The organism is Solidesulfovibrio aerotolerans (assembly GCF_009856865.1).
GTDB lineage: Bacteria > Desulfobacterota > Desulfovibrionia > Desulfovibrionales > Desulfovibrionaceae > Solidesulfovibrio > Solidesulfovibrio aerotolerans.
This window is the reverse complement of sequence record NZ_WVUD01000005.1, coordinates 62,301-87,935: the sequence shown is the minus strand read 5'-3', so window position 1 is coordinate 87,935 and position 25,635 is coordinate 62,301. Positions and strand designations below refer to the sequence as shown.

Below are 25,635 nucleotides of genomic sequence, written 5' to 3'. Positions count from 1 at the left end.
AAAGCTTGTGGTCCTGGCTGGTTTGGGTCATTTTAAGGCATGACCAAAAATGAACGCAATAGCCGGCCAGCTCCCAAGCGCCGGTCTGACGGCCCTTCCCAACAGCGCGACGACAGCCGCGCAGGCTCCGGTTCCGATAAACGCACGACGTCCGGTTCCAGCTCCGAGAAACGCCATACCTCCGGTCCCGGTCGTCCGTCCAGTCGTCCGTCCGGTCCCGGTGCCGGCAAGCGCGACGATAATCGCCGCCCCCGGCGCGACGGTGACCAGAAACCCGCCCGTCCCGCTGGTGCACGCGGCGATTCGCGCGACCGCACCGATGACCAGAAACGCCCGCGTCGCGACGGCGACCAGCGTCCGGCCCGCCCGAATACTGCACGCGGTGATTCGCGCGACCGCACCGACGACCAAAAACGCCCGCGTCGTGACGGCGACCAGCGTCCGGCCCGCTCCACCGGTCCGCGCGGGGATTCCCGCGAGCGCACCGGCGACCAGAAGCGTCCCCGCTACGACAGCGACCAGCGCTCTGATCGTCCGAGTAGTGCGCGCAACGATGCGCGTGAGCGCGACAGCGACCAGAAGCGTCCTCGCTATGACAGCGACCAGCGTCCGGCCCGCTCCGGCGGCCCGCAGGGGGATTCCCGCGAGCGCACCGGCGATCAACGGCCCGAGCGTCAGTCCGACCGGCGCGACGGTTCCCAAGGCAAGCCCGAAAGCGACCGCCAGCAGCGCTACGACGCCGGCCGCCGGTATGGTGAACGCCCTGGTGGCGAGGCCGAGCAGCGTCCGATGCAGAGCCGCGCCGAGGCCGTGGCGTTGCCCGAAGATATCCTGCCGGGCCGCAAGCCCGTGCGCGAAATCATCGAGCAAAGCCCGAAGAGCGTGGATGATGTGATTTTGCGCCAGGGCCTTCGCGGCGCGGACGTGGACGCCATTGTCACCGCCTGTACCGCTGCCGGCGTGCGCTACCGGTTTATGCCCGCCGGCGACATGGACCGCCTCTATCCCGGCAACCATCAGGGTTTCCTGGCCCGTCTGGCCGCTGGCGAGATGGCCAGCCTGGAAGATGTGCTGGCCGCCACCAAGGCGGCACCGCTGCAGGTGTCCCTGGCCCTGGACCGGGTGCAGGACCCCGGCAATGTCGGCACCCTGGCCCGCACCCTGTTTGCCCTCGGCGGCGGCGGCCTCATTGTGCCCAAGCACGAAGGGGCGCGTCTGGGACCGGGCGCGGCCAAGGCGTCGGCCGGCACGTTGGCCCGTCTGCCCGTGGCCAAGGTGTCCAACCTGTCCCGGGCCTTGGACGAGGCCGCTGCGGCCGGGTTCACCATCCTGGGCGCGGCTGGCGATGCCCAGGCCCACAACGTCTATACGACCGTCCCGACTTTCCCGATCATCCTGGTGCTTGGCAGCGAGGACGAGGGCATCCGGGCCGGTGTACAAAAGCGCTGTCAGGCGCTGTTGCGCATCCCCCAGGCCCGGCCGCTCGATTCCATAAACGTGGCCCAGGCCGGGGCGATCATTCTGGGACGTCTGGCTTCGCTTCTGGATCAGGGGAGCTAAGCGCCTCGCTGCAGGCGGCCTGGGAAGCGCGCCGCGGTCGGGCAACCGACCAGGGTGCTTCCCAGGCCGGCGGGGCGCAGTAGGCGGCCCCGGGCAACTGCACCCGCCAGGCATGCAGCCGCATGGGCGGCGCGCCGCCGCCGTATTTGGGGTCGCCGACAATGGCATAGCCCCGTGACGCCAACTGGGCGCGTATCTGATGTGTGCGGCCGGTTTCCAGACGCACCTCCACCAGACTGGCTGTGGGGATGGCCGAAACAAGGCGCACCTTGGCCACGGCTTCCTTGCCCAGCTCGCCCGCCGCCATCCGTTCCCGGCCCGGTCCGCCTTCCTTGGCCAGCCTGTCGCGCAGCGTCACCCATTCGTTTACCTCGCCCAAAAGCCAGCGTCCCCAGACCCAGGCCAGATAGTCCTTGCGGGCTTCGCCGGTCAGCATGGCGTCGTGGATATGGCGCAAGGCGCGGTAGCTCTTGGCCACGAGCAGGATGCCGGTGGTGTCGCGGTCCAGGCGATGGGCCGGGGTGGGGCGAAAGGGCGCATCGGGATAGCGGTCGGCCAGCAGCGTGGTCAGGGCGAAGGGATGGCCGGAGCCGGGATGGACCGGCAGGCCGGCCGGTTTGATGACCACCAGCAGTTCGTCGTCTTCGTGGAGGATGTCGAGCGGCGGCGTCACATGCTGGGGCGTTTTGGTCCGGGCAGCCGCCGGCTTGGCCGGAGTGTGGGCTGGCCGCGTTTGCTTCGCCGGGCCTGGCGTCGTGGCCGTTGGCCGCTGCTGCGCCCGGTCCCCAGCGCCGGGGGGTGACACCTGGGCGTTGGGGACAGCCTGGACCGGCCCGCCCGTGCCATCGGTTTCATAGGGCGGCACCCGCACAAGCTGGCCCTGGCTGACCCGGTCAAAGGGTTTGCAGCGCTTGCCGTCCAGGCGCACCTGCCCGGTGCGGATAAAGCGTTGCAAGGCGGCCGGTGGCAATCCCGAGCCAAGACGCCGGGCCAGATACTGCAACAGCTTCTGGCCGGCCTCGGCTGGGGTGACGGTGAAGGTCTGGACAGGAGTTTTCATAGTGCGGCGGCGGATGATGCGGATTGGCGCGGGGAGTCGGGCTGGAAAACCCCCCTTGAAAAGTTTTTGGGGAAGGGAGCGCGAGGGAAACCCCTTTTTTCAAAAAGGGGTTTCCCTCGCATCTTCGTTTTGCGCTTCGCCGCGACGCGCCGCGCCTACGGGGCGAGCTTGAAGCGGTTGGAATCCACGATAAGCATGACCATGGAATCCGGCCCCAGGCCGTTATGGTCCTGGGCGGACAGCGTGTAGACACCGGAGACGCCGACCACGCGTTCGAGTTTTTCCAGGGCGGCGCGCAAGGCTTCGGGGTCGGCCTTGCCGGCTTTCTCCAGGCCGGCGCGCAACAGCGTCAGGGCGTCGTAGGCATAGCCGGAGTGGGTGTTGAGCGGAAACTTCTCCTGGATACCGTTATCCTTGTAGGCCTTGACGAAGGACTCGATGACGATCTTTTGGGGATCTTCGTCGGCCAGGGATTCCGGGGCCATGAGCTTGGTGCCGGGCAGCACCGTACCGCCGGCCGCTTCACCGGCCAGCTCGAGGTAACTGGGGCCGGGCTGGCCGTGGCTTTGCACCAGCAGCGGGCGTTCGCCGGGCAGGGCGGCGAAGTTTTTGGCAGCGATGGCCCCGGCCGGTCCGATGGTCCAGACCACAGCGGCCTGGGGCTTGGCGGCTTGCAATTTAAAGGCCTGGGCCGAGAAGTCCGTGCCTTTGTTGTCGAAGCTCTCTTCGGCCACAATCTCGATGCCGTATTTGGCGGCGTTGGCTTTAAGGTCTGCCAGGCCGTCCTGGCCAAAGGCGTCTTTTGAGTTTAACACCGCGATTTTCGTGATTTTTTTACCCTGTAAGTAGTCGTAAATCTTGGCCACGGCGGTGGCGGTGCGCTGGGGGGCCTTAAACGTCCATTCATAGGGACCGAACTTGCCGCCGGCAATAACGGCGTCGCCGCCCACGGTCATGATGATGGGGACGTGCTTTTCCTCGGTGTATTTTTTGACAGCCAGTCCTTCACCGGTGGAGGTGGGGCCGATGATGGCCAGGACTTTGTCGCCTTCGACGAGTTGTCTGGCCTGACGCAGGGCCACGTCTGGGGAGGATTCGGTATCGTAGGCGATGAGCTTGAGGGGACGGCCGAGCACGCCGCCCATGTCGTTGATCTGCGCAACGGTCATTTCGGCCACGAGCTTGCTCGGCGTACCGACCACGGCGGCCGGGCCGGATTGGGCGAAAAGGCCGCCGATGACGATAGGATCGCCGGTGGCCTGGGCAAGGACGCCCGTGGCGGGCCAGCACAGGAGCACAGCAAGCAGGAGCAGGACATGGACCATGGGGAAGCCTCCGATACGGGATGATCTGGACGAGCGTGGCAGCGAATTTTTACCGTATCGGCGGGCGTTGTAAATCTTTTTTGCAAGGCCGGGGGTGGAGCCCGCCAACGCAGGGGCGTTGGCGGGCGATGGGGTCGAATTGAATGGCGCTTAAGACAGGAAGGGGAAAAATTTCGCTAGAAATGGCAATGTGCTGAGGATTGTTGTTATTATTTCAGAGGCTTTTGCGATGCCTGTGCTGACGGTTTTAATCTTTTGATCCAGCGCGTTGAGTTCGCGGGCAAATTCATGAAGGGTGCTGCTGGCCGCATTGAAGATAGGGTTGTCCATATTGCTGGCTATCGTCGACAGGTCCGTAGCGAGGGAGGCGGCGTAAATTGCAGTTGTGTTCAGCGAGTCGTGTTTGTAATTTGTAACAATATATGCACTGTTGAGGCTTGTTGCAAGTGTAGTAGCCTTTGTAGCCATGTTTGAAATGTATTTATACTGAGTTGTGGAGTTGTCAGGTACCGATATCGCATTTTTGTATTCGATAATTTGTGTTTGAAGCTCTTTAATTTCTTTTGATGATTTTATTTGTGTGATAGTTTTTTCAATATCTGATAGTTTGCAATCAATTTTATGTGCATCGATAAGAGTTCCAATTAAATACTTCGTCACGCTGTCGTTAGTTAAAATATTCAAACGCGTAAGAGCATGGATGACTGCATCTATGTTGCTAGCCTCATTAATGTGGTCATCCTTTTCTATCTTAACGTCATGGATTGCTTTTTGAATAAGCGTTTGAATGTTCGTATTCATAATTTATTTCTCCTTAGCCCCAAGAATGTTCAGGGCCGTTTCGATGGTTTGGATTTGAAGAGAAACGTTTGTTATGGAGGTAGTAAGATCCCCGCTATCTTTATCAAAAGCTTTTTCGAGATCGGCGTGAAGCTGGGCATAGTTGGCGAGCATGGTGTTTGTCGCATCAAGAAGTGTGCAAGTGAGTTGGAGTTTTTGTTTCTTTTGTATTAATGCTTGGAGCGCATTGAATCTTTCGCGAGTTTTCTCCTTGTCCAGTGCATTTATTGCATCAAATTTTTTTTGGTCTTGAGTTAGTGATTCGTTGTAATAGTTGGTAACCGCTAACGCCACTGAACCAGACGGCAAATTCTTCGACGTGCATGACCCTATATGCATGGCCATTCGTCCAAGAACATCCCGCAGAGGCGGCGTCGTTTGGGTTATTATGTATTTAACTTTTTCATTTCTGGCTTTCTCAAGGCCAAACGTAATAATTGCGGCTGCGCCATTAGCAATTTCTGAGAATGATGTTGTTGTAAGGCTGGGTTCAACTTTTATCATAACATTGGTCTTGAACGCATCCATTGTTTTGCCAAAATCTTTAATATTTGTGTTGAGCTCTGATATGCTTGAGCTGGACATTATTGATTTGAGAGAATTTGAATACATTGAGAGATACTGGAGGTAGGAAACTCTGGCTTGAAAATTTTCTGCATAAGTTGTTTTGAACGGATTCAAGTTTTTGATGCCATAGTCATCTTCAAGGACATTCAGGCGTTGCTTTCCGTCGTCTATCGCTTTGAGCAGCTGATCTGTTTCATGGTACTGGGCTTGGGGCAGACTGAGTAGGTCTATTTTCGGGATATCCTGCGTAATTGATGCCGTCACTTTCTGGAAACTGTCAAACCGGCTGGCAGCATTTTTAGGTGTTGACGTACAGCCTGCCATCCCAAAAAGTACGAGGTAGAAACTCAAAAGTACGAGACAGCGTAATAATGACCTCTCCTGGCGCCAAAGTCCGTTCATCGTGGTGCCTCCCGTAAAAAGTGTTAATTAAATTATATAACTAGTAAATAAATTATAGTATAAGCAATTTGATATATGGCCGCTTCATACCAAATAGAGAACCAGAGTCAATGGCTCTTGCAGAAAAAGGGGGAGAAAAGGCGAGAAACTGCTGAAAAGAAGGGAGATTATTTTTTGATACGCCAATAGCCCGCGAGGAGTGCGGCGCCCAGGAGCAGGCCGTTGACCAGGGTGCGGGCGTCGCCAAGCACCGACAGCCAGCCCATGGCCGTTTCCAGGACAAGCGCTGCCACCAGGGGCCGCAACAGATTGCCCGGGCCGCCGATGACCAGGAATAAAAGCGCTTTGAGCGACAGTTCCAGATGAAACTGCTCGGGGCTTATAAAGCCGGTGTAGTGGCCGTGGACCACCCCGGCCGCTGCCGAAAGGCCGCCGCCCAGGCCAAAGGACAAGGACCGCACCGCTGCCCGGTCGATACCCAGGCTTGACGCCGCCTGCCCGTCGTCGCGACAAGCCGCCAAGGCCCGGCCCAACCGGCTGTCGCGCAGGGTCAAAAACACATACGACCCCAGGGCAAGCAGCCCCAGAAACAGAAAAAACGTCAGCTTGTCGCCCCCAAGCGCCCCGATGCCGGGCAGCGCCAGCGGCCGCTCGACCATAAGCCCGGCCGAACCGCCGGTGACGCTCTCCAGGGTCAGCACGAGATTGGTAAAGACCAGGGAGACGCACAAGGTGGCCATGGCCAGAAAGCCTTCGCCCAGGCGTTCCATGGGGCGGCTGAGCGCTGCGGCCAGCAGGCCCGTGCCCAGCACCACGCACGGCGCAATGAGCAGGCTGGCCCCGGGGAAGAGTGCATGGAGCAGCACCGAGCCGTACGCCCCGAGCCCGGCAAAGGCCGCCTGGGCCAGGGAAATCTGCCCGCCAAGGCCCAGACAGAAATTGAGCGCCAGGACGTTGACCGCCAAAAACAAATGCTGGTTGACGGCCAGCAGCGCAAAGCCCGGCGTGAAAAGGCCGACCCCGGTCAGGGCGGCGAAGAACAGGGCCAGGGATACGTTGCGCGGTACGGCCATGGCTTAGGGGCGCTCGTCGTGCTCTCGCGGAGCAATCACGAGCAGGATGATGATGAGCGTGTAGGTGGCGGTTTCCTTAAATTCCCCGGACAGCGTCAGCACCAGCGCAGCCTCGATAAGCCCGAGAAGGATGCCGCCGGCAAAGACTTTGCCAAGCGAGGTGTAGCCGCCGATGGTGGCTGCTGCGAAACCTTTGAGGCCAAGACCCAGCCCCATATCGTAGCGAAGGCCCGTCTGCGGTCCGACAGCCAGGGCGGCCAGGGAGGCCAGCGCCCCGGCCAGGGCAAAGGACAGGGCATGGCAGAATACCGTGTCCACGCCTTGCAGCCGGGCGGCCACGGCGTTTTGGGAGGTGGCCCGAAGGGCGCGCCCCAGCCGGGTGCGGGTTAAAAACAGGCCCAGCACCACCATGCTGACCACGGCCAAAAGCAGGGCCGTGGCCGTATCGCGGCCCAAAAACAGCGGTCCCAGGCGCAGATCCGGGATGGGGAGCAGCCGCGGCGGCATGAGCGGATTTTTGCCCCAGGCCAGGATGGCCACGCCCTGAAAGACCAGGCTCGCGGCCACGGTGAGCATGAGCTGGCGCAGCGGCGAGGCCCGAAGCGTCAGGCCAAGCGTGGTGGCAAACAGCGCCCGGCCCAGCAGATAGCCGGCCGCACCGGCGGCGAAAAGGGCCACCAGCGGGGAGAGCTGCATGACGCCGGCCAGGGTCATGATCGACAGCCCGCCAAGCAGCAACAGCTCGCCCTGGGCGAAATTGATCAGCCGGCTGGCGGAAAAGATAAGGGAAAAGCCCAGGGCCATGATGCCGTAGACGGCCCCCAGGGCCAGTCCCGAATTGATGATCTGGGCCAGATACAAGGCGAGCAATGCGACCTCGGCAACCAGGGTTGGAAACGTAAAAACGGGGGAACCGCCGCAGAATGCGGTTCCCCCGTCGTGGCGTCAAGGGGTCGGACTATTCAGACTGGTCGATGCCGAACTCGCCCGGCTGGCTCATGCTCGACCCGTCCAGCTTGTAGGCCAGGACAATGGTGCGGCGGGCCGAGAGTCCGGCGGCACCGGGCCAGGTGGTAATGCAGACCACCAGCTCTTTCTGGCCGTCGTTGTCGATGTCGGCCAGGGCGTAGCCGGTGACGGTGCCTTTGATGCGCCGGGTCTTCCACAACAGGTTCATGCCCACGCCGTCCCAGTACAGGGAGTGGATCTCGCCCTGGGAGAAGGTGCGGAAAGTCTCGAAGAACTGGGCGGCCAGGGAGATGTTCTTGCTGACCAGCACTTCGGAGCGATTGTCCTGGCCCAGATTGGCCACGATCATGGGCAGCGGGATATAGTAGTAGGTCCAGAGGTGGTCGGTCTTGGGTTTTTCCATGGGGGCCATGAGCGGGTCAAATTCCAGTCCGATGGCCGAGCCGCAGTATTGTTCTTCGGTGGCGGCCACGCGCTCGCCCTTGGCGGTGTAGACCACGATGTGGTCCTGGTCGTCGTTTATGATGACCTTGTAGCCGCTTTTTTCCGGCATAAAGACGAAATTGAACGGGTTGGCCTTGCTCGGCAGGGTGATGCGGGTGGACAGCTGGGGCTGGCCGCCGGAGAAGATGACGTTGTGCACACCCGGGACGAAGATTTCCTTCTGTTCGCCCCTGGAGCCGACCAACTGGCGGTTGAAGTCCGGGGCCACGGGCACCACGTTGAGATAGAGCTTGATGTCTTTGTACAGCTCGCTCAACTTGTTGCCTTCAAGATTTAAGATAAACGAGCGCGGCTCCTTAAAGTAGCTGACCGAGACGATGATCTCGGCCTTGCCGTCGCCGTTGATGTCCAAGGTGCTGATGTTGAGCAGATTAAAGTTGGGGGCCGTCTCGTACTTGGCGATGGGCATGAGCTGGCGGTCTTTGTACTGAAAGACCTCCACCGAGTGCTGGGCCAGGATGGCCACTTCGTTTTGGCCGTCGCCGTTGAAGTCGGCCACGGCGATGCCGCGCGACACGATGGGCATGGACTGGCTGCGCCACACGCCCGCAGTGTCGGCCGGGCCGGCATAGCGGAAGTTCGGATTGAGGTATGTCTTCTGGGCACCTTCGGTGGTCTGGTTGACCACGAAATCCGGATTGAGCTGCGAGGTGGGTTCGCCGCCCTTGCCGCCGGCAGCGGCCGAAGCCGGGCGCTTGAATATTTCGTTGTTGAGGGCCTGGGCGGTGCGCTCCATGGCCGGAATCAACTCCGAGACTTTGGTGTTGAGCGACTTGGGCCATTTTTTGCCGTCGCGGCCAACGACCATGATGTCAACGCTGGCCTGTTCGCCCGAGACGGTGACCGAACCATAGGCCAGATAGTCCACGCCAAGCTCGCCCGCGATCTTTTTGGCATCGGACTCCGAGGCCGGGGATTTGGCCAATCTGGCCCCGGCTTTGGCCTTGTCCATGGGGGCCAGATGGCCCGGCCAGTTCATCCGCGATTCGAGCATGCTTTGCACGCCCTGACCCAGATATTGGTATTTTTCAGGTCCGTGCACGGTAAACGGGGCCACGGCGAACGTTTTGACCTCGGCGGTCAGGGCGGTCGCCGGCAGGCACAGCAAGGCCGCAACCAGCAAGGCAAGGCGACGGAAAATCGTCATAGGGGGTTCCTCCGGGTCCGTAGTGGACCGTGTTGTCCGGGAGCGTGACGACGGCAAACGGGGCCGGATCGCCGCGAGGCCCTGCATTACTATCAAGCCAGGGGCGTTGCAAGGCCCGGCAATGCGCTTTGGGCTGCCCAGGTTTCGTCATGTCGCGTTTGGCGCGTCCTGGTTACACCCGGCCGCGCCCGGGGCGCGGTCTTTTGTCACGCTGTAACCCAAACGACGTCGGGCAGGCCTTGCCAGAACAGGCCGCCAGGGCTACCCCTCGTTGCGCGTTTGCTTTGGAGGGAAATGTGTCCATGGCTCGGATGGTGTTGCTGGCAGCGGCGCTTGGCGTCGCCTTTTTGTTTCCCGTGTCCGCGTCTCCGGCCGCCGCCCAGGCCGGGACGACTGCCGCCGAACCCGAAATTATCACGGTCGCCGCCGACAAAACCGTGCGGCCGACGACTCGGAAACTGCTCGGCATAAACCTCAATTATCTGCTGGATAACGACGTCAACCGTCCCCCGGGGGCGCGCCCCCTGGCCCAGGCCGTCACCGATCTTGGCGTCGGCTCCCTGCGCTATCCCGGCGGTGCCAAATCCGATGTCACCCTGTGGGCCACGCCGCCGTTTCGCAAGCCCGGCCCCGCCCTGGCCCTGCTCGGACCCGCAGAATGGCCGGCCAACGACCGCCGCGTCTACAATCTGGAGACCAGGCAGTACGTCCACAAACCCATGGATTTCGATGCCTTTATCCGCCTGTGCCGCAAGACCGGGGCCGAACCCGTGGTCGTCATCCCCCACGATGCGATGTACCGGCCGGCCCAGGACGGCTCCGTGATCCCGGATAAGGCCACGCTGTTGCAAAACGCCGTGTCGCTGGTGCGCTACGCCAATATCGAACGCGGCTACGGTGTCAAATACTTTGAGATCGGCAACGAATCGTATTTCTATGTCTATGACGGCGGTTCCCGGGCCATGGACTACGCCCGCGACCTCAAATTGTTTGCCGCGGCCATGAAAGGTGTCGATCCGTCGATCCAAATTGGTGCCAACGGCCCGGCGGGCGCAACCGACATCGGGAGTCTCGACAATATGGCCGGCGATCAGACCGTCTGGTGGCAGGCCGTTTTTGCCGAAGCCGGGGCGAGCATCGACTTTGTGTCCGTCCACGAATACCCTTGCTACGCGTGGTTTGGCTACGACGCCTACCGCACCCAGCCGGCCCCCATGCTTGGCGTCACCGAAATTGACAAGGCGGCCCGGACCTACGGCCCTCCCGATCTGGCCGGGCGGCTGCGCTACCTGCTGACCGAAGTCAATTCGGCCGACTGGTACGGACACCCCCAAAACCCCGGCTGGAAACATGAAAACACCCTGGGCCATGCCCTGGTGCTTCTGGATATGCTCGCCCAGGCCGTCAGCGATCCACGGGTCGTCACGGCCCAGATCTGGGCCACGAGGTGGCTTAATAACGTCAATACTCCCGAACTCTGGGATGCCCTCGATGCCCGCAACAACCTCCTGCCCACCGGGATGGCGCTGAAAATTCTGGCCGGGCATCTCGGCACGCGCATCGTCGCCACGACCGACGCCCCGGAAATCCGCACTTTCGCCACCCGAAACGACAAAACAAACACACTCGATCTGCTGCTCATCAATAAAGACGCCTCCCGGCCGGCGGTCATCCGTGTGCAGGGCGCCCGGCCCGGCAAGACGGCCACCAGCGTCGTCTGGGCCGGCAACGGACCGGATGATCAAGCGCCGCAGTTGCACGGACAACGCGCCGTCCCCGTGGCCGACGGCCAACTGCGGCTCACCCTGCCGGCCGTGTCGCTCACCATCGTCAGCGTGCCGTTGGCGTCAGCGGAGGGCGCGGAGCAGCGGTACGGGAGTCTGAGGCGAGGTAGCGCGGGGAAGTGGAAGAAAGAAGAGGCGGGGAGGCAGAAGATCGGGGCGCTGCCCTGGCCGGGTCCGGGACAGCGTCCCGGTTCTTAGTCCGCTTTGGCCGCAGCCGCAGCGGTGGCAGCCCGTTTGTGGCGCAGATATTCGATGAGGCCGGGCAGGACGGAAATGATGATGATGACGAGGATGACAACGCTGAAATTGCGTTTGATAAAGGGCAGATTGCCGAAGAAGTAGCCGGAATAGATGAACAGGGCGACCCAGACGACGGCACCGACGATATTGTAGGCCTGGAATTTGGGATAGGTCATGCGGGCGATGCCGGCCACGAAGGGGGCGAAGGTACGGATGATGGGCACGAAGCGGGCCAGGATGATGGTTTTGCCACCGTGTTTTTCGTAGAAGGCGTGGGCTTTGAGGAGGTGCTCTTTCTTAAAAAACCGGATGTGGTCGCGCTCGAAGATGGCCGGTCCGACGCGGCGGCCGATCCAATAGTTGACATTGTCACCGATAAAGGCGGCGGCGATGAGCAGGCCGGTCATGAGGTGGGGGTCCAGGACGCTGCCGGCGCACAACGCCCCTGCCGCGAACAGCAGGGAGTCGCCGGGCAGAAACGGGGTGACGACAAATCCGGTTTCGCAAAAAATGATCAGGAACAAAATGAAGTAGGTCCACAGACCGTAGTCTGCGGCGATGGTGTTTAAATATTTATCGATGTGCAGGATCACGTCGATTATGTGCGTAAGATATTCCATGCAGGCTCCTCGCGGTCATTGTTGTGGTCGGCGGCCTCTACCTATGCAGTGGGATGGCGTTTGGCAAGAACGTTTCGCGCCGCCGGCCGGACGGGGTGTGGCTGGGTCGGGGCTTTTCAAGGCGTGGCCGCCGGGGTAGGGTGCGGGCATGGCATTTTGCGAAGACGATGCAGCAGCGGCGGGGGCAGGCAGAACATCCGGGCGCAGTTTCCGGCTGGTGTGCGAGGCGGGGCAGCGTGCGCTTGTGGAAGCGCTTTTGGCGGCCACGGGGCATGTGGCCGAGCCGGAGCCTTTTTCGCCGTGGTGCCGGCGCATCGTGGCCGAGCCGACGCCCTTGGGGTCGTCCATGGCGGCCCGCTTTGGCTACATCCATATTCAGGATCGCTCGTCGATGCTGCCGCCGCTTTTGCTTAACCCGCCGGCCGGGGCGCGGGTGCTCGACATGTGCGCGGCCCCTGGCGGCAAGACGGGTTTTCTGGCCCAGCTTGTCGGGAGGGCGGGCTTTGTCCTGGGCAACGAGCCGTCGCCGGACCGGCTGGCCACGCTGCGGCAAACGCTTTCCCGGGAAAATCTGGCCAACACGGCCACCTGCGCTGCGGCCGATCTGGCTCCGCTTTTGCCGGCCGGCTCGTTTACCCATATTCTCCTTGATCCGCCGTGCAGCGGCTGGGGAACCTTGGACAAAAATCCCCAGGCCGCCAAAATCTGGGCCGGGGACAAAGTCGCGCCGCTGGCTAGCCTGCAACGCAAGCTCCTGGCCACGGCAGCGGGCCTGCTGGCACCGGGCGGGCGGCTGCTTTATTCCACCTGCACCACCAATGTGGCGGAAAACGAGGAGCAGACCCGCTTTGCCCTGGATCATCTTCCTTTAAAGACCGTGCCGCTGGCCGCGCCGGCGGGCTTTGTCTTTGAAGCCCCGCAACGCAGCGACGTCTGCGGGGTGTTGCGGGTGGACAGCGCGGCCTCGGCGGCCCAGGGCTTTTATATGGCCCTTTATGAAAAGACCGGGGGCGAGGCGTATGACGCCGACGGGGCCTTGCCCGGGGAGGTTGTGCCGGACAAGGCGCTTTTGGCCGCCGGTTGCGAGCCGTCGGGATTGCCGCCGGGGGCGGTGCGGGCTTTTGGGGAGAAGGTGTTTTTTCTGCCGGCCGGGGCGGCGTTGCTGCCGGCCGGATTGCGCTACCAGGGCTTTGGCCTGGGCACGTACCGCAGCGGGGTGTTTCGCCCCCAGGCCCGGGCGCGGGTGCTGCTTGGGGCTGGCGGGCCGGGGTTTACCGAGGACTCGCTTTCCCGTATCGAGGCGCTGCTTGCCGGCCAGAGTTTGCCGGCCGGCGATCTGCCGTCCCGGGCGGGCCTGTATTGGCGCGGATTACCGCTTGGGTTTTTGACCCGAAAGGGCGCGCGGGCCTTGTGGTCTGATCGATAACGACTGGTTTTTTTGGGAGGATGCATGCACGGGAGCGATCGCAAGCTGGCGCGGCTTTTTCACCCTGTCACGGGCAAGGCGGTTGTTGCGCCCCTGGATCACGGGGTTATGGAAGGGATGCTGACCGGGCTTGAGGAATTGCCACGGCTGTTGGAGCTGGTGGGGGATTTTCCGGTGCAGGGTATCATGCTGAACAAAGGTGCCCTGCGGGCGCATCTGGCCGACGTGCCGGTGGACGTCATGGCCATTGCCCAACTCTCCGGCGGCACGCGGCACTGCCAGCCGCCCTATGCCCGAAGCCTTATGTGCTCCACGGCCGAGGCGTTGCGTCTGGGGGCGGACATGGTGGCGGTGCAGGTCAATATCGCCAACGAGTTCGAGGACCGGATGCTGGCCGACATGGGGGCCATCGTGGACGAGGCCCATGGCCTGGGCGTGCCGGTCTTGGCGCTTATCGCCCCCAAGGGCGAGCGGGTGATCAACGAGACGGACCCGAGCCTTATAAACCACTGCATCCGGCTGGGGGCCGAGCTTGGGGCGGATGTGACCGGGGTGCCGTATTCCGGCGATGCGCGCAGTTTTGGCCGGGCGGTTGCGGCCTCATCGGCCCGGGTGCTGGTGACGGGTGGGCCGTCGCGGCCGGATTTCAAGAGTTTTGCCACCATGGTGGAGGCTGCTTTGGGGGCGGGCGCGTGCGGGACGTGTATTGGCCGCAACGTGTTTCAGCATCCCAATCCGGTGGAGGCCATGCGGCGCATTGTCGAGATCGTGCATGGCCGCGAGGTGCTGGAGATGGCTGCAGAAGCCTTGAGGGCGCTGGGCGTTGCAGACGTCTCGGCCGACGCGGCCGCAGCGGAAGCGGCCCGGGACGCGGCCGGGGATTAGGGGCGGCGCGTCTGGCGTTTTGGAATGGCAAAAGGCCGGGGCGACCCGGCCTTTTGCATTGGCACCCCCGCCCGTCTCAGCGCACCAGAATGTGATTTTTCCCTGTATGCTTGGCGTCGTACATCAAATGGTCTGCCACGGCGACCATTTGTCCAAACGAGTCTTCGTGGCTGGTGCATACGCCGATGCTGACAGACAGGGGAACGGGCAGGCAGTTATGGATGTAAGGTTCCTGGACGATGGCCAGACGCAGCTCGTTGTAAACGTCGTAGGCCTTGGTCTTGTCCATGTTGATGTTGACGACGCAGAATTCCTCGCCGCCGTAGCGGGCCACGATGTCCGACTCCCGAAAGCGGTTGCGGATGAGGGCTGCGGTGTGGCGCAGGACGGCATCGCCCACGTCATGGCCGTGGGCGTCGTTGATGCGTTTGAAATCATCGATGTCTATAAGCGCCGCCACCATGCCGATGTTGTTGCGCTTGAGGTTGGCGTAAAACTTTTCGCCCGTCTCGGTCAGATACTTCCGGTTATGCAGCTTCGTTAGGAAATCCTTGTTCACCAAATCGTTAATCGTTTGGAACTGATTTAGGATGTCCACGTTCTGGGAGACGCGGCAATAGAACTCTTCTGTCAAAAATGGCTTAGTGATGTAGTCGTTGGCACCATTTTTGAGAAAACGCACGGACATGGACGCGCCACCGTGGCCGGAAATGCCGATGATGGCCAGATCTTTCTTACTGTGCGTCGAACGAATGATTTTTGTCAGTTGCGCGCCGTCCATGTCCGGCATATTGTAATCGATGATAACTATTTTGATGTCCGGGTCTGCCGCGAGGGCGTCCATGGCTTCGCCGGCGTTGCGGGCACAGTGCGGCTGGTAGCGGTGGGCGGCCAGCAAGGCGGAGAGGTGGTTGCGCACCATGCTCGAATCGTCCACCACCAGTACTTTGAGCTTGGGGTTGTCGCGCAAACGCCGCAGGGAATCGATAATGTAATCGACACTGGCGATGTTTTGCTTGAGCACATAGTCGATAATGCGCTTGGACCAGAACAGATCACGCATATCGTCGTTGATTTCGGCGGTAAAGATCAGCGGCGCGACACCCTGGGCCAAAACGGCGTCCACGATTTCCCCGTTGGGGGCGTCGGGCAGATTGAGATCCAGCAGGGCGGCCAGATAGGACGCGCCGCCCGTCGCGGCCAAGGCCACGCCCGTGGCATAGTCCCGGGCCACATCGCAATCAATGTCCAGTTCGTTTTGGATTCGCCGGGTCAGCAGGGCAACAAACGTCTTGCTGTCGTCAACGATGAGCACCCTGTGGCGCGGGGCCGGATCGGGCGGGGGAGGGCAGGTCGAGTCCATGGCGTCCCCATTGCCGACAGTACGATCTGTTGGGCGGGAATATGCGGCGTCTCCCCGGTACCACAAAAGGGAATGCCGCGTTGCGCGGCGATTATAGGCCGTTGTGGTGCGTATGAAAAGGGGCAAAAAGCGTCGTTTCCCGGTGGTCCGGGCCGCTATCAGGACGTGGCTTTGATGACCACCAGCGTCACGTCGTCCTCCAGGGGCAGCCCGGCTTTGAAGTCTTTGAGATCAGCCACCAGGGCGTTGACGATGGCCGAGGCCGGCCCGGCCGCTTCCCGGCGCACCACGGTCTCCATGCGCTCCTTGCCATACATGGCGTCGCCCGGGCTCCTGGCCTCGTGGATGCCGTCGGTATAGAGCACCAGCACCTGCCCAGGCTTGATCCATGGCCGGCGCATTTCGGCATACGTCCAGTCCGGCACCGCCCCCAGCGGGATGCCGGTGCCCTGGAGCTGCTCGAAGTCGTCGCCGGCCGGATCGTAGAGCAGGCCCGGATCATGCCCGGCCCGGCACCACACCATCTCCTTGGACGAGCGGTCCAGGCGCAGGAAAAACAGGGTGATAAACCGGCCGGTGAGATGCGTATCCTGGCACAGCAGCGCGTTGACTTCGGTCAAAAGGGCACCGGGGCCGGGCTGGCCCACGGCCCGACCGCGCAACAGCGCCCGGCCCGTGGCCATGAAAAGGGCGGCCGACACGCCATGGCCGGTGACGTCGCCGATGACGATGTCGGCGTGGGTGGCGTCGTCCTGGCAAAATTCCAGAAAGTCGAAGTAATCGCCGCCTGTTTCGTCGCAGTAGAGGCTTAAGGCAGCGATATCCATGCCTTCCATGGCAGGCGGGCGGCCCGGGAGCAGATGCTGCTGCACTTCCATGGCCAGGGCCATGTCGTTTTTGAGTTTCATGCGTTCCAGAAGCTGGGGGGCCATGTCGTTAAACGACTGGGCCATCTCGCCCAATTCGTCGCGCCCGCACCGGGCGACCCGGGCCGAGAAATCGCCGGAGGCCAGTTTGCGGGCCGCCTCGGCCAGTTCGCGCACCGGCCGGGTCACGGTCTTGGAGGCCGTGACAGCCAGGGCGGCGGTCAGCAGCACCGCCCCGATCAGAAACCAGCCGATCTGTCCGGCCAGCCCTGAAACGGCCGTGATGACCCGGGCCTCGGCCTGCTCGGCCGCCGCCACCACCTCGTCGCGCGGTGCAGCCAGCACCACGGCCAGCCGCTTGTTGGCGATCGGGGCAAAAGCCAGGAAGGTGTCCTCGCCCCGGTAGATCAGCCGGCGCACGCCGCTGCGTCCGGCGGCGAGTTCATGGGCCACCTCGCTAAGGACTGCGGTGTCCGGGGAATCGATGCGCTCCAGTTCCACCGGCGCGGTCCAGTCGCGGCTTTTCTGGGCATAGTCGCGGCAGGCCACGATGACCAGTTCCGGCTTGCCTGCCATCCCCTGCGTATCCAGGGAAACGAGCATGGACCGCATCTTATCGCTCCAGGTCCGGGACAGGTCGCTTTGGAGAAACAGCCGGGCCATGGGGATGTCCAGCCCGGCCACGCCGAGCACCCGGCCGCTGTCCGTGCGCAGGGCCAGGGCCATGGAGGCCACGACCTGCCGGGTCGCAGCGTCGGTCATGACGTCCCAGGTGACGCCGGGCTTGGCTGCGGCGTTTTGGTACCAAGGCCGCCGCCTGGGGTCGTAGTCGACGGGATAGCCGCCGTGGCCGGGATAGGCGCAGTGCAGGCCCGAGGCCAGTCCCACGTAGCCGAATTGCATGAGGCTTTTGTGGTGGGCGAAAAGCGTGCGGTAAAAGGGCGTCAGGCCGGACATGGCCCGCATTTCCGGCAGGGCGGCTTGCTTGGTCAGTCCCGGGGCGAGATGGAAGACCATGTGGTCGTAACTGGCGTTCACGTCGGACCCGCCGATGGGGGTGAGGACGGCGTCGGTGACGGTCCCGGCGTCGAAATCGCTGTCCATGGGCATCAGCGGCGGCGGGGGCGTGGGGCTTTGCACGTCGAGCAGATGCATGGCGGCGTCGGCGGTCAGCGCCAGGGAGGTTTCCAGCAGGTCAAGGGTGGCGGCGCAGTGTTCGCCAAACATGTCGGCGGTCTGGACCAGCTCCCCGGCAGCGTTGGCTTCCAGGGCTTCAGCGGTTTTTTCGGCCAGTTCCTGGCCAAGCGTTTCGGTCTGCCGCCAGGCATAGAGGCCCAGGGCGCACAGGGGTGTTATGACCACCACCAGCAGGAAACACAGCAGCTTGGTCCGTATGCGCATGGCCGCTCCGGGAATCTGTTTTGGGATTGTCCAAAAGGCATAGGCTGGAAGCGGCCTGGGGGCAAGCATCCTGGCGGTTGCGGGCAGGCGGTTGCCGGGGCGGGAAGGCGGCCTGGACACAGGCCTGCCCAAACGGCCAAGGGCCTGTTGTCCCTTGGCCGTTTGGGGACTCCCGCCACTGGCGGGAGTCCGGGCGGCGGACGGCTTTAGCGGCGCGCTGCCGGCAAGGCCGGGCGACGGCGCACGGCCGGCAGGCTGTTGCCCCCGGAGCCGCCGGCCTGCATTTCGTCAATAAGGCCGCGCAGCATGCGGGTCTGTTCCGCCAGTTCGGTCACCGAACGGGAGGATTGCTCCAGGGCCGTGGACGAGTCTTCGGCCAGACGGTTTATGTCCACGATACTGCGGTTGATCTCTTCTGTGGTGGCGGATTGTTGTTCCGCCGCCGTGGCGATGCTGCGGACCTGATCGGTTGTGGCGTCGACCAGGGCGACGATGGCCTCCAGGGTCTGGCCGGAATCCTTGGCCAGTGTTGTGGCATCGTTGATTTTTTCAGCCGCCATTTCGACGTTGTCGATATTTAAGCGGGTTCCCTGCTGGATGTCGCGGATGGCCTGGCCGACTTCCTTGGTGGCGGTCATGGTTTTTTCGGCCAGTTTGCGCACCTCGTCGGCAACGACGGCAAAGCCGCGTCCGGCGTCCCCGGCCCGGGCCGCTTCAATGGCGGCGTTTAAGGCCAGCAGATTGGTCTGGTCGGCGATGTCGGAAATGACGCCCAGAATGCGGCCGATGCCTTCGGCCTGCTGGCCCAGGGCGGTCATATCCTCTTTGAGGCGTGCAGCCCGGTTTTGGACCTCGGCAATGCTTTGGATGACGCGGGCGACGCTGTCCGAACCCGCGTTGGCCTTGTGCCGGGCATTATCAGCGGTCTGGGCGGCCTGGGAGGCGTTTTGGGCCACTTCAAGGACCGTGGCGTTCATCTCTTCCATGGCTGTGGCTGTTTCCCCGACCCGGTGCGACTGTTCGCGGGAGCCATGGCTGACGTGGTCTATCTGAGTCGCGATTGCCTCGGAGGCGTCGCTGACGGCAGCCACGATGTCTTCAAGGGTGGCCGCTGCCTGGAGCATCCCTTGTTCCCGGGCGCTTTCGGCCTGGGAGCGGGCGGCCTCGGCTTCGTGGGTGGCCGTTTTGGCCTTTTCGGTCTCCTCGGCGGCCCGCAGGCTTTGTCCCTCGGCTTCGCCGATTTTGGCCTTGAGGTTGACGACCATGACGGCCATGGCCTGCTGGAGGCTGCCGATTTCGTCGCGGCGGTCGGCGGCCAACGGCGTATCCAGGTCGCCAGCGGCGATGCGTCTGGCCGCGGCGACCAAGGCCCCTACCGGGCGCAAGACGTTGACGGAGAGGATAACCCAGACGCCGGCGGCGAGAAACAGGGCCACCCCGACCGAGAGCCACACAATAAGCAGGCCCAGGCTGCGGGCACCGGCGAAGGCCACGTTCTTGATGACGGTTATGCCGAGCATCCAGCCGGTTCGTTTCGATTTTTCAAACAAAATGAGCTTGGGTTGGCCCAGGGATATGACGTCGAGCATGCCGCTTGGCTGGCCGGCCATCTGGCGGCCGAAATCCGTGTCGGTCAAGAGGTTCACTTTGCCGACCAGCGACCGGTCCGGGTGGGCCAGGGTCAGGCCGTCCGCCGTGGCGATGAAGGCGTTGCCGGCCGGGCTGTCCAGGGGGGAGACGAATTGGTCGGTGAAGCGTTCGATCTGGACGCCGACGGCGATGGCACCGATAGTCTTGCCGTCGCGCTGGATCGGGGCGGCGATGACGAAGACGAATTTGCCGATGTCCTTATTTAATATCGGGCTGGAGATGAAGTTCTGCCCTGTGATGGCCTTTTGGTAATACTCCCGCCCGGAGAGGTTGGCACCCACGAGGACCGGGTTGGTGGCTGTGGCGACGAGGCCCTTGGCGTCGAGAAGAAGGATGTTGTCAAAGGACGGGTAGCGGCCCACGACATCCTTGGTCAGGGACAAAGCCTTGGCTTTGCTGGCGGCGTCGCCGTTGGTCAGGGCCTGGGCGATGTCGTCTGTTTGAGCCAGGGTGATGATTTCATTTTGCGCGCCGTCCACCCAAAGATCGACCATGGACAGCAGGGCCGACAGGTTGGTCTTGGCTTTTTCAACGGAGAGCGCCGCTAACGTATCCGTGCTGCGCGTGTAGGTGAGCCAGGTGGTTAAGGACATGCCGCACACAATTAGCAACAATGTTGGTATGATGAATTTCGCTTTTAACTGCATGCGTACTCCTGCTGTGACGCTTGAGCTTTAAATGGTGCAAAATGGATCGCGTTTCCAAGCAAAGGGGATGCCAGCACCCAATGGCACAAGCGGTCACGCGGACTGAAGCGGCGACACGCCAACGCAGGAACAGCCAAATGCAGGATATGATATCCAGTAGAATACCCTTAACTGGAGGCTGGGCAAACTGTCAAGCGCATTGACAGCTCGGCCAGTTCGGCTCGGCCAGTGCGGGCGACCGAACGGACAACGAGGCTTATTCCTCGTTTTTAAGGGCCTTGAGTGTACTGGAATAGGCGGTAAAGACATGGCGGCGATCGAGCAGGCCGAGCACCGTGTCCGGCTGTTGTGCGTCCACCACCGGCAACTGGCCCAGATCGGTTTCGACAAACAGCATCAAGGCGTCATAGAGCGACATGTCCGGGTGGATGACCACCGGCGCGCGCATGAGGTCGCGCACCAGCACCAGTTCGTGCAGGCTGGCTTCGAACAGCACCCGGCGGACATCCTGCACGGCCAGGATGCCGGTCAAGGAGCCGTCGTGGTTTTTAACCGGAAACACAAAGGCGCTGGTGCCGGCAATAACGTCGGCCAGGGCCTTTAACGTCACGCTTTCCTCAAGGATTGTGGGCCGGCCCGGGGTGAAGACCGAGGCCACGGGCACGGATTCGAGAATATTGTTGGTGGCGTCGGCGGTGTGGGCCGGGGAGGCGAATTTGTTGTCCACCTGGTTTTCATAGAGATGGATGTCGTCGCACAGCACCAGGGCCACGGCGGAACAGAGCATGAGCGGGGCCAGCAGGCCATAGCCCTGGGAGATCTCGCAGACCATGATCAGCGGGCCGATGGGGGCGTGGGCCACGCCGGCGAAAAAGGTGGCCATGCCGACGAGGGTGTAGCCGCCGGGCTGGGTCACGATGTCCGGGCGAACCATATGCCCGGCCTGACCGATGATGCTGCCGGCTGTGCCGCCCAGAAACAGCGCCGGGGCGAACATGCCGCCGCTTAGGCCCGAACCGATGGTCAGCGAAACGGCCAGGAGCTTGCCGCAAAAAAGCCCCACCAGAAAGAGCATGTCCAGTCGGCCGTTGGCCGCCAATTCAAGCCAGCCGTAGCCGCCACCGCACAACTGCGGGTAGCGCCAACTCAAAAGCCCCACGCACAGACCGCCGAGCACCATGGGCAGGGTCGGCCCGAAGCGTTTTTTGAGCCTGCCAAAGAGTTCAAATTTGAAGGTGAAAAAGGTGCGGATAAACAGGCGCGCGGCCAGGGACACGACCACGGCCAACACGAGGTAGAACGGCAACTCCAAGGCGTTGGTAAACACGTAGCCCGGGGCGGCCAGGATGGCCTTGCCGCCAAAGACAAAGGCGAAAAGGGTGTAGGCCACCACCGACGAGACGACGGCCGGCAGCAGGGCCTCGGCCTCGAAGTCCTCGGAATAGAGGACTTCCACGGCGGTTATGGCCCCGCCAAGCGGGGCGCGGAAAATGGCTCCCAGCCCGCCGGCCGCCCCGGCCAGGAGCAGGATGCGGCGCTGGCGGGCGGTCAGATGCAGCTTCTGGGCGACAAGCGACCCCAGCCCTGCCCCGAGCTGGGAGATCGGGCCTTCCTGGCCGGCGCTGCCACCGGCGGCGATGGTCATAATGGCGGTTGCGCCTTTCAGGGCCGGCACGGCCGGCCGGATAACGCCGCCTTGTTGGTGAAAGGCCCGGATCATGGCGTCGGTGCCGTCGGTGACCCCTTCCAGGGCCTCGGGAATAAAGCGCGAGACGAGCAGGCCGGTGATAAGCCCGACCGCGGTGGTGAAGATCGGGATGAGCCAGGGCCGGTAGGGACCGGGCAGGCCGCCGCCCAGGCTCTCGCCCGAGGGCTGGGGCAGGGAAAGCCCGGCCAGATGGACTTGCAGCAGATGGGTCAGGCCCTCCAGGCCGGCGTGAAAAGCGATGGCCAGCAAACCCGAGCCCAGGCCGGCCACGATGCCCAGGACCAGCCAGCGCACCAGACCGACGCGGATGTAGCGGCGGGAAAGGCGCCGCCACACAATTCGGGGTCGCCGGAAAAACGACGGGCGGGGCGTTGCCCTGGCTGGTGCGGCATCCATGGCGGCTTACGGCCGGGCGTCAGGGGCGGACAGGATCATGCGGCCCAGGCCGATATCTTCGCGGATGCGGAGGATGAGTTCCTCGGGACCGGAGAATTTTTTCTCGGAGCGGATGCGCTGGACGAAATGGACCCGGATGGGCTGATCGTAGATTTTACCTTTGAAATCCAGGATATGGGCCTCGACGGACAACTCGAAGTCGCCAAAGGTGGGGTTCTTGCCGATGTTGGCCACCCCGGGGCGCACGACCCCGTCCACCTCCACCCACACGGCGTAGACGCCGGACAGGGGCACGAGTTCGTCGCGAACGCCGACGTTGGCCGTGGGGAAGCCAAGCTGGCGGCCGCGTTTCTGGCCGTGGACCACCAAGCCGCGTACCTGATGGAACCGGCCCAGAAGCGGCCGGGCGTCCCAGACATTGCCGGCCTGCACCATGTCGCGGATGCGGGTGGAGGAGACAACCGCGCCGTTGATGATGACCGGGTCCAGGCGCTCGACACCGAAGCCGTATTTTTGGCCCAGGGCCGAGAGCAGCTCGAAATTGCCCCGCCGGCCTTTGCCAAAAGCGTAGTCGTAGCCGATGACCAGATGCTTGAGATACAGGCCCTCGACCAGAATTTCGCGCACAAAGGCTTCGGGTTCGCGTGCGGCCAGTTCGCGGGTAAAGGGCAGCACCACGCAGACCTGCACGCCGCTGGCCTCGATGCATTCGAGCTTGTGTTCGAGCAGGGTGATGGCCGGCGGTGCGGCGCTGCCCAGGAGCACCCGGCGGGGATGGGGGTCGAAGGTGAGGGCGACGCTGACCAGTCCGGCGGCGGCGGCCCGGTCGCGCACGCGCTGGAGCAGTTTGATGTGGCCCATATGCACGCCGTCGAAATTGCCGATGGTCAGGCAGGCACCGTGCAGGGCTTCGTGGATTTCCTCGACGCGGGTGACGACAATCATTGGTGGTGGTCCGATGGGCGAGATGTGGCGGACGAACGCCCGTTTCGCCCATGGTGCTATCCCAAAAGGCGACCGGCTTCAACCCGGGGTGCTTTTGGCAGAGCGATTTTGGGGGCAGGAAAAGAAAATGGGAGCGGGGCGAATTTTTTTCTTGCCAAGGGCGGGCGGGTTCTATAAACACCTTCTTCTGCACCGCATCGCCGAAGTGGTGGAATTGGTAGACACGCTAGGTTCAGGGTCTAGTCCTCGCAAGGGGGTGGGAGTTCGAGTCTCCCCTTCGGCACCAAGAGAAAAGTAACAAGTTTAGATAGTTATACTTTTCGTTTTTTCGACACCGCCGTTACCGTCAATGTACCTCAATTGGGTACAAAGAGGTAACGGCGGTGTCATTTTTTTCGAAGTCGCCTCATCACCTCCTTTGCAAGGGCGGCCGGTTTTATTTCCGCCGCCTCATCCCGGTTGATCTACGCCCCCTTTTCGGGGTGACTGAAATCAAATATTCCTTGGGTGCCGTAGGCATCAAGGCGGCCCGGTCACGGGCTACATGTATTACTGCACAGGTCGATAGCTTGTTCGGTATGCTGCGGGAAAATGGAGGAAAAATAATGGATGAATTAAGCATTGAAATGATTCGTGAAATTATAAAGAAGCATCTTAATCATATTCAGAGAGTGAACGAAAACGCCGCTATATTTGATAGTGGAATGATGACGGATGGGCAATTTGAAGAAAAATGCAATGCCATTAAATATGGCAAGGGGTATTTCAACAGACTTCTTCAAAAAAGAGAAAATGATATTGTGGTAGAAGAAATAATTGACGGGTTCTTGAATGAATTGAGCGTTGAAATTGACAAAGAATCAAATCAGTACAAAATATTGAAACACGGTGTAATCTTAAACTATAATAAGTTGTATCATAACGAAGTAGAAAAAGTTGATGGGGAAATATCGCTTGAAACATTTGAACACGCAATGAATGAATATGTTTTAAAGGCAAAGAATGATAGTAACGAAAAATCAGTTATTGAATTACAAGAAAAAACAAATAAATCTAAGCACTCGTTGACATGTATTTGGGAAAAATTTCAAAAAGAAAAAATTGAAGTCGAACATAAGCGTGAAGCAAGTTTTAATGAGTTTAGAGCTATATTTAATTTTTTTATTGAATTTGCTGGTGATGTGCCTGTAGATGAAATAAATGGTGCAGTGATTCGTGATTATCGTCAATTGCTGTTGAAATTGCCAAAAAACAGAATAAAGCATAAAGAATACAAAAACAAAACAATCAAAGAATTGCAAGAAATTGAAATCCCTGAAGAAGAAAGAATATCATTGACAACAGTCAATAAGTATCTTGGTGTTCTGCAAAGTTATTTTAATTATGCTGTTCGCGAAGCGTTTATCGAACGTAATCCAGTTGTTCCAGGTATGATTCGGCAAGTTGGTGGCAATGAGATGAAAAAAGACGCTCGTCCATTTACAAGCGATGAATTAAATAAAATATTTTCGTCATCAGTGCATGCAGAAAATGATAATAATAATTTTGCTTATCGTTATTGGATTCCATTGATTGCATTGTTTACGGGCGCGCGATCTAATGAAATATGTCAATTGTATCTAGATGATATCCGTGAAGTAGAAGGCGTTTGGGTATTTGACGTAAATAACAATATGCCTGACAAGCAGATAAAAAATGAAGCGTCCAGAAGACTAATACCAATCCATCCATTTTTATTGACCGAGTTGGAGTTGTTGAAATATGTCAATAAATTACGGAGGTCACGAAATGCCCGCTTATTTCCAGAGTTAAAACTATCAAGTTCTAATAAATATAATGCTGCTTTGGTCAATTGGTTTATGCGTCTCAAAAATGGTTTGAGGCTTGATAATGGAAGTGTAAATTTTCATTCTTTTAGAAAGACGTACGCCAATTTTTGTAAGCAGAATAAGGTTAGACTGAACTTGGATGAGCACATGTATAAAAGAATTTTAGGGCACGCACTTAATGATATTACTGCTGATGTTTATGCTAATGAATTCTCGCCAAGTGTATTATATGAAAATATAATAGTTAAAATTAATTTTGATGCTGTTGACTTTTCACACGTCTTGCGATCCAAATTTATTGTTCGCTAGGAATTTCAATAAGTTACCGATAAAACCGTTGAAATTTTCAACAGTTTAACGGGAATTGAATTGACATTATCCTGATTCTTATATATAAATTTTTGAAAAAGGTCAAGGGCGGGACGTTG

Annotated in this window: 18 protein-coding genes, 1 tRNA gene and 1 pseudogene; 7 read left to right on the top strand and 13 right to left on the bottom strand. The window is 60.5% G+C overall.

Annotated elements, in window-relative coordinates; translation table 11 throughout:
- Positions 1-39 precede the first annotated feature (39 nt).
- Positions 40-1,560, top strand: coding sequence for a TrmH family RNA methyltransferase (locus GTA51_RS21375; RefSeq protein ID WP_343039467.1), 1,521 nt, complete (start codon positions 40-42; stop codon positions 1,558-1,560).
- Here the strand turns inward: GTA51_RS21375 and GTA51_RS04905 are convergent.
- From GTA51_RS04905 to GTA51_RS04875, 7 genes are all read right to left on the bottom strand, one after another.
- Positions 1,517-2,620 (bottom strand): RluA family pseudouridine synthase, encoded by a 1,104-nt coding sequence (locus GTA51_RS04905; protein ID WP_160959181.1) that lies wholly within the window; start codon positions 2,618-2,620, stop codon positions 1,517-1,519. The two genes, GTA51_RS21375 and GTA51_RS04905, sit on opposite strands and share 44 nt — an antisense overlap.
- A 155-nt stretch (positions 2,621-2,775) precedes the next feature.
- Positions 2,776-3,945 carry an ABC transporter substrate-binding protein gene (locus GTA51_RS04900; protein WP_160959179.1) on the bottom strand — a complete coding sequence of 390 codons (1,170 nt, stop codon included), beginning with the start codon at positions 3,943-3,945 and terminating at the stop codon, positions 2,776-2,778.
- 150 nt (positions 3,946-4,095) lie between these two features.
- Positions 4,096-4,746, bottom strand: coding sequence for a hypothetical protein (locus GTA51_RS04895; protein WP_160959178.1), 651 nt, complete (start codon positions 4,744-4,746; stop codon positions 4,096-4,098).
- A 3-nt stretch (positions 4,747-4,749) separates the two neighbouring features.
- Positions 4,750-5,754, bottom strand: a complete 1,005-nt coding sequence (locus tag GTA51_RS04890) for a hypothetical protein (protein WP_160959176.1) — start codon at positions 5,752-5,754, stop codon at positions 4,750-4,752.
- 167 nt (positions 5,755-5,921) lie between these two features.
- A complete protein-coding gene (locus GTA51_RS04885; RefSeq protein ID WP_160959174.1) occupies positions 5,922-6,827 on the bottom strand; it encodes a branched-chain amino acid ABC transporter permease in 906 nt (301 codons plus the stop codon).
- 3 nt (positions 6,828-6,830) lie between these two features.
- Positions 6,831-7,697, bottom strand: a complete 867-nt coding sequence (locus tag GTA51_RS04880; protein WP_160959173.1) for a branched-chain amino acid ABC transporter permease — start codon at positions 7,695-7,697, stop codon at positions 6,831-6,833.
- Positions 7,698-7,785: 88 nt separating this feature from the next.
- Positions 7,786-9,447, bottom strand: coding sequence for an FG-GAP-like repeat-containing protein (locus tag GTA51_RS04875; protein WP_160959171.1), 1,662 nt, complete (start codon positions 9,445-9,447; stop codon positions 7,786-7,788).
- Positions 9,448-9,749: 302 nt separating this feature from the next.
- Between GTA51_RS04875 and GTA51_RS04870 the strand changes: the two genes are divergently transcribed.
- The gene (locus GTA51_RS04870) at positions 9,750-11,429 is read left to right on the top strand and encodes an alpha-L-arabinofuranosidase (protein WP_246197988.1); all 1,680 of its coding nucleotides are present in this window, start codon (positions 9,750-9,752) and stop codon (positions 11,427-11,429) included.
- On the opposite strand, the gene GTA51_RS04865 is transcribed toward GTA51_RS04870, so the two are convergent.
- Complete coding sequence (locus GTA51_RS04865; RefSeq protein ID WP_160959169.1) at positions 11,426-12,091, bottom strand: DedA family protein; 666 nt, start codon at positions 12,089-12,091, stop codon at positions 11,426-11,428. The two genes, GTA51_RS04870 and GTA51_RS04865, sit on opposite strands and share 4 nt — an antisense overlap.
- A gap of 148 nt (positions 12,092-12,239) precedes the next feature.
- Here GTA51_RS04865 and GTA51_RS04860 point away from each other — a divergent pair, with 148 nt between their 5' ends.
- Entirely contained in the window at positions 12,240-13,517 is a 1,278-nt protein-coding gene (locus GTA51_RS04860) for an RsmB/NOP family class I SAM-dependent RNA methyltransferase (protein ID WP_160959168.1), read from the top strand.
- A 24-nt stretch (positions 13,518-13,541) separates the two neighbouring features.
- On the top strand, positions 13,542-14,402 hold the full coding sequence (locus GTA51_RS04855; protein ID WP_160959166.1) for a class I fructose-bisphosphate aldolase: 861 nt from the start codon (positions 13,542-13,544) through the stop codon (positions 14,400-14,402).
- A gap of 76 nt (positions 14,403-14,478) precedes the next feature.
- Here GTA51_RS04855 and GTA51_RS04850 read toward each other — a convergent pair whose 3' ends face one another.
- From GTA51_RS04850 to GTA51_RS04830, 5 genes are all read right to left on the bottom strand, one after another.
- Positions 14,479-15,765 carry a diguanylate cyclase gene (locus tag GTA51_RS04850; RefSeq protein ID WP_160959164.1) on the bottom strand — a complete coding sequence of 429 codons (1,287 nt, stop codon included), beginning with the start codon at positions 15,763-15,765 and terminating at the stop codon, positions 14,479-14,481.
- Between the two features lie 158 nt (positions 15,766-15,923).
- Positions 15,924-18,032: a SpoIIE family protein phosphatase gene (locus GTA51_RS04845; RefSeq protein ID WP_160959163.1), complete on the bottom strand. Its 2,109-nt coding sequence runs from the start codon at positions 18,030-18,032 to the stop codon at positions 15,924-15,926.
- Between the two features lie 206 nt (positions 18,033-18,238).
- Positions 18,239-20,329, bottom strand: a complete 2,091-nt coding sequence (locus GTA51_RS04840; RefSeq protein ID WP_160959161.1) for a methyl-accepting chemotaxis protein — start codon at positions 20,327-20,329, stop codon at positions 18,239-18,241.
- Positions 20,330-20,585: 256 nt separating this feature from the next.
- Positions 20,586-22,433, bottom strand: a complete 1,848-nt coding sequence (locus tag GTA51_RS04835) for a chloride channel protein (protein ID WP_160959160.1) — start codon at positions 22,431-22,433, stop codon at positions 20,586-20,588.
- A gap of 6 nt (positions 22,434-22,439) precedes the next feature.
- Positions 22,440-23,378, bottom strand: a complete 939-nt coding sequence (locus tag GTA51_RS04830; protein WP_160959158.1) for a bifunctional riboflavin kinase/FAD synthetase — start codon at positions 23,376-23,378, stop codon at positions 22,440-22,442.
- A gap of 199 nt (positions 23,379-23,577) precedes the next feature.
- Between GTA51_RS04830 and GTA51_RS04825 the strand changes: the two genes are divergently transcribed.
- The 3 genes and pseudogenes from GTA51_RS04825 (at position 23,578) to GTA51_RS04820 (ending at position 25,516) form a co-directional block, all read left to right on the top strand.
- A tRNA-Leu gene (locus tag GTA51_RS04825) sits at positions 23,578-23,664 on the top strand.
- Positions 23,665-23,761: 97 nt separating this feature from the next.
- A pseudogene (locus GTA51_RS21485) lies at positions 23,762-23,953 on the top strand (DUF6538 domain-containing protein); the annotation flags it as partial.
- Between the two features lie 30 nt (positions 23,954-23,983).
- The gene (locus GTA51_RS04820; RefSeq protein ID WP_160959156.1) at positions 23,984-25,516 is read left to right on the top strand and encodes a site-specific integrase; all 1,533 of its coding nucleotides are present in this window, start codon (positions 23,984-23,986) and stop codon (positions 25,514-25,516) included.
- Positions 25,517-25,635: the final 119 nt, after the last annotated feature.

What these genes read in the sequence shown, in the direction of transcription:
- GTA51_RS04870 (WP_246197988.1), top strand. Translation starts at nt 9,750, where the DNA reads ATGGCTCGGATGGTGTTGCTGGCAGCGGCGCTTGGCGTCGCCTTTTTG.
- GTA51_RS04860 (WP_160959168.1), top strand. Translation starts at nt 12,240, where the DNA reads ATGGCATTTTGCGAAGACGATGCAGCAGCGGCGGGGGCAGGCAGAACA.
- GTA51_RS21375 (WP_343039467.1), top strand. Translation starts at nt 40, where the DNA reads ATGACCAAAAATGAACGCAATAGCCGGCCAGCTCCCAAGCGCCGGTCT.
- GTA51_RS04865 (WP_160959169.1), bottom strand. Translation starts at nt 12,091, where the DNA reads ATGGAATATCTTACGCACATAATCGACGTGATCCTGCACATCGATAAA.
- GTA51_RS04855 (WP_160959166.1), top strand. Translation starts at nt 13,542, where the DNA reads ATGCACGGGAGCGATCGCAAGCTGGCGCGGCTTTTTCACCCTGTCACG.
- GTA51_RS04840 (WP_160959161.1), bottom strand. Translation starts at nt 20,329, where the DNA reads ATGCAGTTAAAAGCGAAATTCATCATACCAACATTGTTGCTAATTGTG.
- GTA51_RS04900 (WP_160959179.1), bottom strand. Translation starts at nt 3,945, where the DNA reads ATGGTCCATGTCCTGCTCCTGCTTGCTGTGCTCCTGTGCTGGCCCGCC.
- GTA51_RS04875 (WP_160959171.1), bottom strand. Translation starts at nt 9,447, where the DNA reads ATGACGATTTTCCGTCGCCTTGCCTTGCTGGTTGCGGCCTTGCTGTGC.
- GTA51_RS04850 (WP_160959164.1), bottom strand. Translation starts at nt 15,765, where the DNA reads ATGGACTCGACCTGCCCTCCCCCGCCCGATCCGGCCCCGCGCCACAGG.
- GTA51_RS04820 (WP_160959156.1), top strand. Translation starts at nt 23,984, where the DNA reads ATGGATGAATTAAGCATTGAAATGATTCGTGAAATTATAAAGAAGCAT.
- GTA51_RS04835 (WP_160959160.1), bottom strand. Translation starts at nt 22,433, where the DNA reads ATGGATGCCGCACCAGCCAGGGCAACGCCCCGCCCGTCGTTTTTCCGG.
- GTA51_RS04905 (WP_160959181.1), bottom strand. Translation starts at nt 2,620, where the DNA reads ATGAAAACTCCTGTCCAGACCTTCACCGTCACCCCAGCCGAGGCCGGC.
- GTA51_RS04830 (WP_160959158.1), bottom strand. Translation starts at nt 23,378, where the DNA reads ATGATTGTCGTCACCCGCGTCGAGGAAATCCACGAAGCCCTGCACGGT.
- GTA51_RS04845 (WP_160959163.1), bottom strand. Translation starts at nt 18,032, where the DNA reads ATGCGCATACGGACCAAGCTGCTGTGTTTCCTGCTGGTGGTGGTCATA.
- GTA51_RS04885 (WP_160959174.1), bottom strand. Translation starts at nt 6,827, where the DNA reads ATGGCCGTACCGCGCAACGTATCCCTGGCCCTGTTCTTCGCCGCCCTG.
- GTA51_RS04895 (WP_160959178.1), bottom strand. Translation starts at nt 4,746, where the DNA reads ATGAATACGAACATTCAAACGCTTATTCAAAAAGCAATCCATGACGTT.
- GTA51_RS04890 (WP_160959176.1), bottom strand. Translation starts at nt 5,754, where the DNA reads ATGAACGGACTTTGGCGCCAGGAGAGGTCATTATTACGCTGTCTCGTA.